Origin of the sequence: Amycolatopsis sp. NPDC059021, from assembly GCF_042739895.1 — a bacterium.
GTDB lineage: Bacteria > Actinomycetota > Actinomycetes > Mycobacteriales > Pseudonocardiaceae > Amycolatopsis.
Genome location: NZ_JBHYIQ010000016.1, coordinates 102,208 through 114,258, shown reverse-complemented (window position 1 = coordinate 114,258; position 12,051 = coordinate 102,208). Strand labels below are relative to the sequence as shown.

The following is a 12,051-nucleotide window of genomic DNA, read 5'->3' as shown; positions in this document are numbered from 1 at the left end:
AGGGTGGGGATGCTCTTCTCCCGGTGAGGCGAGATCAGCGGCAGCCGCAGTTGCGGAGGGTGGCGGCGAGGACGTCGAGGGCGGCGCGGCCGGGTTTTTCGTCCGAGCCCTGGGACATCAGCGCGAAGACCAGCACCCGGCCGTCGGCGTCGAGGACGTAGCCCGCGAGCGTGTTGACGCCGGAGAGTGTGCCGGTCTTCGCCCGGATCCAGCCCTTGCCCGCCGACGAATCCGGCTTCCCGTACCGGTCGGCCAGCGTGCCGGAGCCACCGGCGACGGGCAGGCCCGCCAGCAGCGGCCGCAGTTTCGCCGTGTCCGGGTTCTTCCCGTCCGGCTCGGCCGCGCGGGTGAGGATCTGGGCGAGCAGCCTGGCCGGGATCTTGTTCTGCACGGAAAGCCCGCTGTTGTCCGAAAGTTGCACGCCCGTGGTGTCGAAACCGTGCTCCTGCAACACCTTCAGCGTCGCCTCCGCCGCGCCCGAGAAGGACGGCTCGGCGCCCTTCGCGATGGCCACCTGACGCGCGACAGCGTCCGCGAGGACGTTGTCGGAAAGCTGGAGCAGGTCGTAGGTGAGGTCGGTCAGCGGCGCCGACTTGACCTCGCCGAGCACCTTCGCCCCGGCGGGCGCGGTCGCGGGGCCACCGGCGTTCGCGCTCAGCTTCTGGGCGATGAGCTGGGTCAGCGCGGTGGCCGGGTTCGCCGCGCGCATCGCGTAGTCGTTCTTGGGGTCCGTGCGGCCGCCGTCGGCCATCACGGGCGCGACCTGGGCGGCGAAGGTGGACGGCGCGTCCGACGGGTCCCAGCCGGGCGCGGTCGCCGGACCCTTGTACGCGTTCAGGTCGACCTGCACCTTCTTGACGTTGTTGCCCGCGACCTTCTTGACCTGCGCGACGAGATCGTCCACGTGCGCCGCGCCGGGGTACAGCGGCGAGTCGGTGCCGAGCGGCAACGTCGTCAGCGTCACGTCGCCACCCGCGACCAGGATCACCGTTCCCGGATCGGCGCCCTGCACGATCTTCGTGCTCAGCTGCTTCTCGTGGTCGAGCGCCAGCAGCGCCGCCGACACGGTGAGCACCTTCGTCGTCGAGGCCGGGGTGAGCACCTGATCGGAGTTGCGGTCCCACAGCACGGTGCCGGTCACCGGATCGATCACGCTGCCGGTCAGCTTGCCGAGCGCGGCATTGCCCGACGGACCGGCGAGCGCGGACTTGACGCCTTCCGGTGTCGGCGCCGTGCCCGAGGTGTCCGGCCCGCGCAACGCGGCCTTCGCGACCGCCGGGTCGGGCATCGCCGCCTTCGGCGCGTTCGGCGCCCACGGCAGGCCCAGCTTGTTCGCGACGCTCGGCCTTGTCGCCGTGACCCCGGCCGCCACCAGCAGCACGACCACCACGAGCGCGCCGATCAGCAACCCCCGGCGGCGTTTACGCGGCGGCGCGGCCTCGGCCGGCGGCTCCTCGCGAGGCGGCTCGGGCGGCGACGGCGGCTCGGCCTGTTCCCGCGGCGCCTCGGCCCCGGACGTCGCCTCGGCCGGGTGCTGCTCCCTGCCGGGCTCGATCCGCATCGGACGCGCCAGCGTCGCGGACGACGCCGGCGGCGGCGCGGCACCCCGCGGTGGTTCCGGCGGCAGGCCACGGAAGTACTCGGTGGCCTCGCTGTCGGCGGACGGCTTCGGCACCTCGACGCGCTGCGCCCAGACCGTGTCCGCCTCGGACGCCGCCACCTCCCGCGGCGAAGGCTGCCGCTGTTCCGGATTTTCGGCGCGCTGCTGCGCCGGGCGCTCGACCGGGACCCACGGCGCGGCGGCGGGCCGCACCGGAAGCTGCTGCGTGCTCTCCTCCGGCCTCCGCTGCCCGGCCTCCCGCGCGGGCCACTGCTCGGGCTCGGACGCGGGACCCAGCCGATCGGCGAGTTCCTGGGGGCGGCGCGGCGGCGCGGCGGGCGGCTCCTCGTCCGGCAGGTCCCGCGGCTCCGGCGGCACCACGGGCCGGAACCACGAGCCGGGCCCGTCGCCCGGTGTGACATTCGTCTGCCGCGGTGTGACCTTGGGCACGGGAAGCGCGTCCGTGGCACCGGAATCGGGTTTCGGGAGCGGCAGCCGGGCCGTCGCGCCACCGTCGCCGGAAGACCCGTCCTCATCAGCGGAAGGCCACCTCGGCTCGTCGTTTTGCGACACGCACCCACTCCTTACGCGACTGCCCCGGCCGGGTCGACCACCCATGACCGCGCGGCCGACATCCGTGCGGCCGCCCCTGGCGGGCGTAGTCCACACTAGTGAGGTCAAAAGTGTCAGCACGGTGGCCGCCCGACGCGTGGGTGGCCGAGAGCGGGAACAGCGAGGACCGGCGTGGAGTTCGACGTCACGATCGAGATCCCCAAGGGGGAGCGCAACAAGTACGAGGTCGACCACAAGACCGGCCGCATCAAGCTGGACCGGACCCTGTTCACGGCGACCCAGTACCCGGCCGACTACGGCTTCATCGACGACACGCTGGGCCAGGACGGTGACCCGCTGGACGTGCTCGTCCTGGTGCAGGAGCCGACCTTCCCCGGCTGCCTGATCCGCTGCCGCGCGATCGGCATGTTCCGGATGACCGACGAGAAGGGCCCGGACGACAAGGTCCTCGCGGTCCCGACCAACGACCCGCGCCTGGAGCACCTGCGCGACATCCACCACCTCAACGAGTTCCACAAGCTGGAGATCCAGCACTTCTTCGAGGTGTACAAGGACCTCGAGCCCGGCAAGAGCGTCGAGGGCTCGTCCTGGGTCGGCCGTTCCGAGGCCGAGGCCGAGATCGAGCGCTCCCTCGGCCGCGAGCGCGACCGCATCGCCAAGGAAGAGGCGAACGGCGGCGCCGCCCACTAGGCCCCAAAGCCTCTGAAGGCCACCATGAGGGACTTGAGTGCCCTCATGGTGGCCTTCAGCGCGTTACGACCCCGTCAGTGCGCCATGGCCAGCGCGGGGGTCGCGGCTTCCGCCTCGGCGTCGGCACGCTGCTCCATCGCCGACTTGTCCGACAGCGGCTTCTCCTTGAGCAGCCACACCAGCGCGAAGCCGACCGTCAGCACGATCCCGCCGACGACGAACACCGTGCTCATCGAGCCCGCGAACCCGTCGAGGATCGGCCGCGCCAGCACCGGGTCCAAAGTGGACAGGAACGACGTGTCGTTGATGTCCACCCCGCCACCGGACATCCGCTGCGCGAACTCCGGGTGCCGCGCCAGCGCCGCCGCGTAGGCGGGCGAGGCCATCGCCGAGCGCACCGCCGCCGCGATCCGGTCGCCGACCGTGGCGAACAGGATCGACATGAACACCGCGGTACCCGCCGTGCCACCGATCTGCCGGAAGAACGTCGCCGACGAGGTCGCGACGCCGATGTCGGACGGCGGCACGTCGTTGGTCGCGGCGAGTTGCAGCGTCTGCATCGAAGCGCCCAGCCCCAGCCCGATCGCGAACGCGGTGGTCATGACGACCGCCATCGGCGTGTCCACCCCGATCGTCGCCAGCGCGAACACCGACGCCGCCATCACGCCGAGCCCGGCCACCGCGAACGCCTTGTACCGCCCGGTCCGCCCGATCACCGAACCGCTCACCAGGCTCGCGACCATGATCCCGAGCGTCAGCGGCAGCATCTGCAGGCCCGCCTGCGTCGGCGTCGCGCCCTTCACGATCTGCAGGTACAGCGGCAGCGACATCATCGCGCCGAACATCCCGACGCCCTGGATCACCGTGACCAGCGTGGCGACCCGGAACACCGGCCGGGAGAACAACCGCAGCGGCAGCAGCGCGGCGTCGCCCATCCGGCGTTCCTGCCAGACGAACGCGGCCACACCCAGCGCGCCGACGACGTACATCGCGATCGACGCCGGGGAGCCCCAGCCCCACTCACGGCCCTGCTCGGCCACGAGCAACAGCGGCACCATGCCGACGATCAACGCCACCGCGCCCCAGTAGTCGATCCGCTGCTCGACGCGGGTGTGCGGCACGTTCAGCACCTTGCTGACCACGACCAGCGCGGCCAGCGCGATCGGCACGTTCACCAGGAACACCCAGCGCCAGCCGGTGATCCCCGCGAAGGAGTCGAGCCCGGCGAAGAAGCCCCCGACGACCGGACCCGCGACGCTCGAAATGCCGAACACCGCCATGAAGTAACCCTGGTAGCGGCTGCGCTCCCGCGGCGAGGTGATGTCGGTGATGATCGCCAGCGCCAGCGACATCAGGCCACCGGCACCGAGCCCCTGGAACGCGCGGAACGCGGCCAGCTCGTACATCGAACCCGCCATTCCGCTGGCCAGCGAACCGGCGAGGAACAGCGAAATCGCCGTGAGATACATCGGTTTCCGGCCGTAGAGGTCGGACAGCTTGCCGTAGAGCGGCGTCGAAAGCGTCGCCGTGATCAGGTACGCGGTGGTGGCCCAGGCCTGGAGGCTCTGGCCGTGCAGCTCGTCGGCGATCGTCTTCATCGCCGACGACACGATCGTCTGGTCCAGCGCCGCGAGGAACATGCCGAGCATCAGCCCGGACAGCACCGTCAGGATCTGCCGGTGGGAGAGCTTGCCTTGCGTAGCGGTCTCTCCTTCCGCCGTGGATGTCGTACTCATGGGATCTCCCTCAGTCTTCGGTAGTTGCTTGTACCCCTCAACTACTTGCCGAAGACAAGTGTTCCCTCAAAGCTTGTATTCAGCAACCAAATTTCCTGTGACGCTCGTCTCGGGTCCCGAAAAGCCGTGAAGGCCTCCTTCACAGCGCTCAACGCTGTGAAGGAGGCCTTCACGGAACGACGGTCAGGCGGAGTAGCCGGGGATCGGGAAGGGCGCCAGGAACTCCCGGATCTCGGCGGCGATGGTGTCCAAAGCGGACTCCTCCTGCGCGGCGGCCGCGGTCACCGTGCGGTCGATCCAGTCGGCGACCTGGACCTGGTGTTCCGGCTTGAGACCCCGCGTGGTGATCGCCGACGTGCCGAGCCGGATGCCCGACGGGTCGAACGGCTTGCGCGGATCGAACGGCACGGTGTTGTAGTTCAGCTCGATACCCGCGCGGTCCAGCGCCTGCGCGGCGGGCTTGCCGGGCACGGCCTTGTTCGTCAGGTCGATCAGCAGCAGGTGGTTGTCCGTGCCGCCGGAGACCAGGTCGTAGCCCTTCTCCAGCAACGCCGCCGCCAGCGCCTGGGCGTTCGCCACGATCGAGTGCGCGTACTCGCTGAACGACGGCTGCTGCGCCTCGCCCAGCGCGACCGCGATCGCGGCGGTGGTGTGGTTGTGCGGGCCCCCCTGCAGACCGGGGAACACCGCCTTGTCGACGGCCTTCGCGTGCTCCGCGTCGGAGAGGATCATCGCGCCACGCGGACCGCGCAGCGTCTTGTGCGTGGTCGTGGTGATGACCTGCGCGTGCCCGACCGGCGACGGGTGCGCGCCGCCCGCGACGAGCCCGGCGATGTGCGCGATGTCGGCGACGAGCACCGCGTCGACCTCGCGGGCGATCTCGGCGAACGCCGGGAAGTCGATCGTGCGCGGGATCGCCGTGCCACCGGCGAAGATCAGCTTCGGCCGGTGCTCGCGGGCGAGGTCGCGGACCTGGTCGAGGTCGACGCGGCCGGTCTCCTTGGCCACGCCGTAGCGCACGGGCGTGAACCACTTGCCGGTCGCCGAAACGCCCCAGCCGTGGGTCAGGTGGCCGCCGTCCGGCAGCGCCATGCCGAGCACGGTGTCGCCGGGCTTGGCGAAGGCGAGGTACGCGGCGAGGTTCGCCGGGGAGCCGGAGTACGGCTGGACGTTCGCGTGGTCGGCGCCGAACACCACCTTCGCGCGCTCGATAGCCAGCTTCTCGACCTGGTCGATGAGCTGCTGACCCTCGTAGTAACGCTTGCCCGCGTACCCCTCGGAGTACTTGTTGGTGAGCACGGTGCCGGTCGCCTCGAGGACGGCCTGCGACACGTAGTTCTCCGACGCGATGAGCCGGATCTTGTCGTGCTGGCGCTTCGCCTCGTCCTCCACGAGCCCGGCGATCTGCGGGTCCGCGGCGGCGAGCGCGGAAAGGGCTGGCTGGTGCGTCAAGGGCCTTCTCCTGCCGTGACGGCCGGACCCAGGCGCGCGGTGCCGGCCTCGTCGTCGCTTCCCGGTGGTGCTCCACCTCGTGGCGCCAGTCGCTGCTGCCCGACCAGCCTAGTCCACGCGGCCAGAGGCCCGGTCGAAGCGAGATCGGGACCGCCACACCACTTTCGGGTGCGCACGCACGTCATTCCACGATCGCGGCGCCCGAACGCTCAGCCTTCGATCGGCTTGATCCCGGCCGCGTGCCGGCGCGCGAGCTCGCGGTAGACCTCGGCGTTGTGGTCGACCCACAGCCGGGCGCTGTCGGTGAGCGGCACGAACTTCTTCGCCGGGCTGCCCATGGCGATGTGCTCGGCGGGCACGACGGTGCCCGGCGTGACCGTGGCGCCCGCCGCCACCAGCGCCCGCTCGCCGATCTGCGCCTTGTCCAGCACGGTCGAGCCGTTGCCGATCAGGGCCTGCTCGCCGATCGTGCAGTCGTGGACGAGGCACTGGTGCCCGACGGTGACGTTCTTCCCGACCTCGCACACCCCGTCGTTGACGTGCAGGACCGAGTTGTCCTGGATGTTCGAGCCCGCACGGATGACGATCTTCCCGAAGTCCGCGCGGATGACCGCGCCGTACCAGATCGAGACGTCCTTTTCGATGACGACGTCGCCGATCAGCGTCGCGGTGGGGGCGATCCACGCGTCCGGATGAATCTGCGGGCTGAGCCCCTCGAAGGAGAACAAAGGCATGCCCGCACCCTAACCGCGCGCCCGGCCCGGACGCGCCGTGAAGGCCTCCTTCACAGCGGTGAGCGCTGTGAAGGAGGCCTTCACGGACCGCTGCGTTAGCCGGTGATCGCGGCGTTGATGATGATGTCCACCGCCTTGTCGTTGCGGGTGGTCTGCGGCACGATCGCCGTGTCGGGCGGGTAGAAGCCCGGGCTCGCGCCCCGCGGGTACATCTCGAAGGTGTAGCTCCAGATCTTGTTCGTCGCCCACATCCAGTCGTTCATCGAACCGTCGGTGATGTACAGCTGGCTGGACTGCTCGGGCGTGTAACTGTTCGTCGCGGCCATCTGCCTGCCGAGGTTCTGGAACTTCGCCGCCTCGGCCTGGGTCATCCCCGGCCCGGTGGCGTCGTAGGTGTAGCCCCACGGCCAGAGCACCAGCTCGGAGTAGGTGTGGAAGTCGATGTGCGTCTTGATCCGCTGGACTCCGTTGACCTTGCGCGCGTTCACCCAGTTCGAGACGGCCTTGGTCTCCGGCGCGGAGAACGCCGCCGTGCCGCGGTAGGTCTCACTGCTCGGGGAACCGGACGAACCACCGCAGCAGCCCCACTTGTAGCCCCAGTTGCGGTTCGGGTCGGTACCGGGGCCCTGGCGGTTCTTGCGCCACGAGTGGAACCGGCCACCGGAGATGTCGTACTCCGAACCGTCCGGGTTGATGTTCGGGATCACGAAGATCGCCGTGCTGTCGACCATCTTCTTGATCGCGGGATCGGTGGCGTACCCGGTGGTGAACCGTTGCACGATGCGCAGGCACATCTCGGTCGTCAGGTGTTCGCGGGCGTGCTGGTTGCAGGTGAACAGGACCTCGGGCTCGTTCTCGTCCGCGTCGACGTTCTTGCTGATCTTGAGCACGTTGAGCGTGCGGCCCTCGTACGAGGCGCCCGCGCTCGACAGCTTCGCGATCGCCGGGTAGTTCGCCTGCGCCTTCTGCAGTTCGGTCGTCACTTCGGCGTAGGTGTGATAGCCGGTGTACCCGGGCGGGAACTCCGCGGGCGCGGCGCTCGTGCTCGGCGAGCGGTCGACCGATCCGCGCGGCTCGAGGGTGAACCCGAGCGCCCGCAGCTGGGCGGCTTCACCGGGGTTGGCGATGATCGTCGTCGTGGCACCGGACGTCCCGAGCACGTCGACCCCCGTGCGCGCGACCTCGGTGCGCAGCTGCGGGGTTCCGGTGCCGAGGACCTCGTAGATCTGCGGCCCGTCGGGCTGTCGCGCGGGTTCCGCCGCCGCCTGACTCGCGGCGAACCCACTGGCGAGCACCACCAGGGCGGACAACGCCGCCGCCACACACCGTCTCTTGCGGTTGTTCGCAAGCATCACGCCTCCTGCTCTCTCGGCAGCCTTCGGCTTCGATCGACCTTGGCGGGCACCGATGCGGGAGAACAATCCGTAGCGGTACGGATCTAATGCGCGTTTCTAGCCGTAGTTCGCGAAACAGAGCGCCTCGATGTCCCCGCGCAGCGTGGCGTAGGACCGTGGCCGGACCCGCTGCTGGACGACGGCGCCGAGCAGGTAGGACAGCAGCGCCCGGGCGCGGGCCCGCGGATCGTCGACGTCCAGCGGGGACAGCAGTTCGGCGAGCAGCTCGGTGATCGAGGTCAGCATCGCGTCGATCGCCTGCGGGTGCTGCGCGCGACCGGCCGCGATCCAGTACTCGAACCACAGGAAGGCCGCGTTGGGCCGGTCGGCGAATTCGTCGAGGTAGGCCTCGGTGACCTTGAACAACCGTTCGCGCGGATCTGTGTACCGCTCGGCCACCGCACGCAGACCCGCGGCGAAGGTGTTGATGTGCGCGGCCATCGCCCGGTCGATAAGGACGTCGATATCGGCGAAGTAATAGTGGATGGCGCTCTTCGTGAGCGGCCCGGCCTCGGCGATGGCGCGGACCGTGCACCCGGCGAGGCCGTCCCGCGCGAGGACGGCACGGGCCGCCTCGACGATCTGCTGCTGCTTGTGGAGCTGGTTGGGCGACAGCTGTTCGCTGCGACCGGGGACGACACTCACGGTGATCCTCGTTACTGATTCCGGGACGCCAGGCCCAAAGTCTAGGGCAGACGTCCCATCCGGCGCCGGTGGGTGACCGGGCTCTCGGAAAACCGGATTGGCCACCCCGGTCCAGACAGCGGACAATTCCCGTCATGGTGATCTCAGGGGACAAGGGGCTGAGTGCGGCGACCCGCCGTCAGCTGGAGAAGGAACTGGACAGCTTGCGTGCGCAACGGGCCGCGCTGTCGCCGCAGCCGGGCGAGCTCGAACGCACCGGTGACGCGGCGGACCAGGCGGACGTGATCGACCGCGCGGAGGCCGCTGCCCGGCTCGACCGCCAGATCGCCGACCTGAGCGCGAAGATGGAGCACGGCGCGTCCGACAGCTCGCTGGTGCCCGACGGCACCAAGGTGTCCCTGCGGTTCGACGACGGCGACGAGGAGACCCTCCAGGTCGTCACGGTGCCTGGTGAGGACCCCGACGCGGTCACCTCGGACAGCCCGCTCGGGCTGGCGCTCGTCGGCGCCAAGGAGGGCGACAAGGTCACCTATCGCACCCCGCGCGGGGAGATCACCGTGACGGTGGTGAAGCTGACCCCGCCACAGGGCTGATCCGTCCTTTGTGGACATATCAGGGCGACGCCGGGCGCGTGAGGAGCGCGAACCCGGCGTCGCCCTGTTTCAGCTCCGGCTCGGTGAACCCGTTGGCTCCGAGCGCTCGCGTGATCGGGCCGACCACCTTGGCGCCGGTCGTCGGCCCCGACGCGCCGTAGGCGATGTACAGCGTTCCGCCCGGCGCCAGCGCGCGCCGCAGCACCGCGAGTTCGGGCGCCGGGTCCCGGACCCAGAACAGGTTCACGTCGACGGCGAACGCCGCGTCGTAACCACCGGACGGCAGAGCGAGCCGCGGGAGTTCGCCGTGCCGCACCTCCAGCCGTCCGGCCTCGATGTGCTCGCGATTACGCGCCGTGGTCCGGGCTATCGCCGTCGCCGACCGGTCGATCGCCGTCAGCTTCCCGCCCGCCAGCCGCGCGCACACCAGCTCGGCGGCCGCGCCGGGGCCGCAGCCGATTTCGAGCAGCCGGGCGTCCGGTGCCGGATCGAGCACCGCGACCGCCCACCGCACCCGATCCGGCACCGCGAGCTGTCGACGCGCTTCGGCGGACATGTCGGCAAAGTAGCCGAACCGCGGGCTCCGCAGAGCCGCTCAGGCGCCGCTGCCGTCGCCCGTTCGCGTGAATCCGTCGACTTCGCCGGTTCGAGTGAAATTCACAGTTGACCGCGTTCCCCGGAAACAGAGCAGGGACCCTCCGGAATCCGGAAAGTCCCTGGTCAGAGTGGAGCCGCCTGCGGGAATCGAACCCGCGACCTATTCATTACGAGTGAATCGCTCTGGCCGACTGAGCTAAGGCGGCAAGCACCGGACTGTCGCCCGGAGCTGGAAGCCAGTGTAGCGGAGCCCTCGCGCGTCACTTCCCCGGGGCGTCGTCGTTAGGGTCCTATGACGTCGATCTCACTCCCCGATCGACCTACCTCCTGGAGGACCTGGCACATGCGGCGAAGACTGCCCCGCTCGGTGGCCCTGCCGGCCGCCGCGGCGCTGCTCCTGCTGACCGCGCCTGTCGCGACGGCCCAGACGATCCCCACCACGCCGATCCCCGAACCGGCGAACCCGGGACAGCCGCCCGCGTCCGCACCGATCGGGCCCCAGCCGCTCGGCCATGCCGTCGGCGACGCGGGCTCGGCGCTCGGCGTGCTGCGGCTGCTGCCGAACGCGGTGCCGACCAGTTCGATCATCCCCGGCTACGACAAGCAGCTGCCGAAGCAGTCGGCGCTCGAAGCGGGGATGGGCCTTTCGAGCGCGTCGGCGAACTCCGAGGCGTACCTGAGCTACGAGAAGGCGATCGCGCAGGCCTCGCCGTTCGGGCTGTCGGTGGGCGGCAACGCCCCGCAGACGCCGGGCAGTGTCGTGCAGACGGCGCTGCCGGACAACCCGCAGCCGATCAGCGGCGGCCTCAACGGCCCGCCCAACCCGCTGCTCAACGTCGGCCTGCTCAACGGCAGCGCGCACGCGCGCTGGAGCCCGACACTCGGGCCGTGCGTCGACACGATCTCCGACGCCAGCACGTCCGTGGCAAGCCTTTCGCTGCTCAACGTCATCCCGTCGATGCCGAGCCTCGGGCTGGACAAGCTCAACGTCGACCCGAAGACCCTCGCCCAGGGCTTCGACCTGACCAAGGGACTGCAGAGCCTCGGCGGGCTCCTGCAGGGCGGCGGGCAGACCGCCGCGAACGGCAACGGGTCGCTGCTGAGCCTGCCGAACACGCTGTCCTCGCGTTCGCAGGTCAAGCTGGTCGACATCCCCGGCTCGAAGAACAAGGCCGTCCAGTCGATCTCCACGCTGCAGGGCGCCGACATCGAGATCCTCAAGGGCACCCCGCTCGCGCTCAGCATCAAGGTCGCCAGCCAGCCGACGCTGAAGGTGACCTCCACCGGTGACGAGAAGACGTCCAAAGTGGAGTACACCGCGCCGGTGCTGACCATCGAGGCGGGCGGCAAGGTGCTCTACACGCTCGACGCGGCGCACCCGACCAAGGACATCCCGATCGGGCTGCCGCTGTCCGGGCTGAGCGACCAGTTCGGAAAGGTCAACGACATCCCGGTCGTCGGCGGGCTCGTCTCGACGATGACCAAGGGGCTCCAGCAGGTCGGCAACACCGCGGGCACCGTGCTCGACCTCGGTGTGCTGCGGCTGTCCATCGCCGGGCTCGACCAGAAGGGCGCGCAGCTGAACGACCCGTTCAAGGGGTATCAGCTCGGCGCCTCGGCCCGGATGTTCGACCTGCAGCTGCTGCCCACCAGCAAGTTCAAGGACCTGCTGCCCGGCGACGCGGCGAAGAACCTGCCGTCCTCGCTGGCCCAGGTCTCGCTGGGCGAGCAGATCGCGCGGTCCTACGCGCCGAACGGCGGCGTGGTGTGCGGGACGACAACCCCGGCGCCTCCGCCGGGTGGTGGCGAAGCGCCCAAGGGGCCGGTGAAGAACCTGGCCTACACCGGCGCGTACGACACCGTGCCGATGTTCTGGACCGGAACCGCGATGCTGCTGCTCGGCGTGGTCATGGTGGCCGCGATGCCGAACCGGCGCCGTCGCCCTGCCGCGCTCACGCTGACCCCGGCGAAGGAGCCGGAGACACCTGAGCCGTTCAAGCCGTCGCCGCGCCCTCGGGAGTAGGCACCCGACGTCCA

General features: G+C 70.1%; 10 protein-coding genes and 1 tRNA gene. 3 read left to right on the top strand and 8 right to left on the bottom strand.

All coding sequences use genetic code 11. The annotated features are described in order from the left end of the window. Positions 1-34: 34 nt before the first annotated feature. Positions 35-2,173 carry a D-alanyl-D-alanine carboxypeptidase/D-alanyl-D-alanine-endopeptidase gene (gene dacB, locus ACFWX1_RS12705; protein ID WP_378386695.1) on the bottom strand — a complete coding sequence of 713 codons (2,139 nt, stop codon included), beginning with the start codon at positions 2,171-2,173 and terminating at the stop codon, positions 35-37. Positions 2,174-2,344: 171 nt separating this feature from the next. On the opposite strand from dacB, the gene ACFWX1_RS12700 reads away from it, so the two are divergent. Further along, the gene (locus ACFWX1_RS12700) at positions 2,345-2,863 is read left to right on the top strand and encodes an inorganic diphosphatase (RefSeq protein ID WP_378386693.1); all 519 of its coding nucleotides are present in this window, start codon (positions 2,345-2,347) and stop codon (positions 2,861-2,863) included. A 74-nt stretch (positions 2,864-2,937) separates the two neighbouring features. Here the strand turns inward: ACFWX1_RS12700 and ACFWX1_RS12695 are convergent, their stop codons facing one another. From ACFWX1_RS12695 to ACFWX1_RS12675, 5 genes are all read right to left on the bottom strand, one after another. Next, complete coding sequence (locus tag ACFWX1_RS12695) at positions 2,938-4,599, bottom strand: MDR family MFS transporter (RefSeq protein WP_378386692.1); 1,662 nt, start codon at positions 4,597-4,599, stop codon at positions 2,938-2,940. A gap of 183 nt (positions 4,600-4,782) precedes the next feature. Continuing rightward, the gene (gene glyA / locus ACFWX1_RS12690) at positions 4,783-6,051 is read right to left on the bottom strand and encodes a serine hydroxymethyltransferase (RefSeq protein ID WP_378386690.1); all 1,269 of its coding nucleotides are present in this window, start codon (positions 6,049-6,051) and stop codon (positions 4,783-4,785) included. Positions 6,052-6,260: 209 nt separating this feature from the next. Then, positions 6,261-6,785 carry a gamma carbonic anhydrase family protein gene (locus ACFWX1_RS12685; RefSeq protein WP_378327820.1) on the bottom strand — a complete coding sequence of 175 codons (525 nt, stop codon included), beginning with the start codon at positions 6,783-6,785 and terminating at the stop codon, positions 6,261-6,263. Between the two features lie 95 nt (positions 6,786-6,880). Beyond that, positions 6,881-8,107, bottom strand: coding sequence for a M14 family metallopeptidase (locus tag ACFWX1_RS12680; RefSeq protein ID WP_378386733.1), 1,227 nt, complete (start codon positions 8,105-8,107; stop codon positions 6,881-6,883). Between the two features lie 129 nt (positions 8,108-8,236). After that, complete coding sequence (locus ACFWX1_RS12675; RefSeq protein ID WP_378386688.1) at positions 8,237-8,824, bottom strand: TetR/AcrR family transcriptional regulator; 588 nt, start codon at positions 8,822-8,824, stop codon at positions 8,237-8,239. 134 nt (positions 8,825-8,958) lie between these two features. On the opposite strand from ACFWX1_RS12675, the gene ACFWX1_RS12670 reads away from it, so the two are divergent. Then, positions 8,959-9,417 carry a GreA/GreB family elongation factor gene (locus ACFWX1_RS12670; RefSeq protein ID WP_378386686.1) on the top strand — a complete coding sequence of 153 codons (459 nt, stop codon included), beginning with the start codon at positions 8,959-8,961 and terminating at the stop codon, positions 9,415-9,417. A gap of 19 nt (positions 9,418-9,436) precedes the next feature. On the opposite strand, the gene ACFWX1_RS12665 is transcribed toward ACFWX1_RS12670, so the two are convergent. Both ACFWX1_RS12665 and ACFWX1_RS12660 read right to left on the bottom strand, forming a co-directional pair. Then, positions 9,437-9,973 (bottom strand): class I SAM-dependent methyltransferase, encoded by a 537-nt coding sequence (locus tag ACFWX1_RS12665; RefSeq protein ID WP_378386684.1) that lies wholly within the window; start codon positions 9,971-9,973, stop codon positions 9,437-9,439. Positions 9,974-10,143: 170 nt separating this feature from the next. Continuing rightward, a tRNA-Thr gene (locus ACFWX1_RS12660) sits at positions 10,144-10,220 on the bottom strand. A 137-nt stretch (positions 10,221-10,357) separates the two neighbouring features. Here ACFWX1_RS12660 and ACFWX1_RS12655 point away from each other — a divergent pair. After that, the gene (locus ACFWX1_RS12655; protein WP_378386683.1) at positions 10,358-12,037 is read left to right on the top strand and encodes a hypothetical protein; all 1,680 of its coding nucleotides are present in this window, start codon (positions 10,358-10,360) and stop codon (positions 12,035-12,037) included. Positions 12,038-12,051 lie beyond the last annotated feature (14 nt).

Bases quoted from the DNA above. Each gene is read 5' to 3' on its own strand.
- ACFWX1_RS12695 (WP_378386692.1), bottom strand. From the start codon at position 4,599: ATGAGTACGACATCCACGGCGGAAGGAGAGACCGCTACGCAAGGCAAG.
- ACFWX1_RS12685 (WP_378327820.1), bottom strand. From the start codon at position 6,785: ATGCCTTTGTTCTCCTTCGAGGGGCTCAGCCCGCAGATTCATCCGGAC.
- ACFWX1_RS12670 (WP_378386686.1), top strand. From the start codon at position 8,959: ATGGTGATCTCAGGGGACAAGGGGCTGAGTGCGGCGACCCGCCGTCAG.
- ACFWX1_RS12665 (WP_378386684.1), bottom strand. From the start codon at position 9,973: ATGTCCGCCGAAGCGCGTCGACAGCTCGCGGTGCCGGATCGGGTGCGG.
- ACFWX1_RS12655 (WP_378386683.1), top strand. From the start codon at position 10,358: ATGCGGCGAAGACTGCCCCGCTCGGTGGCCCTGCCGGCCGCCGCGGCG.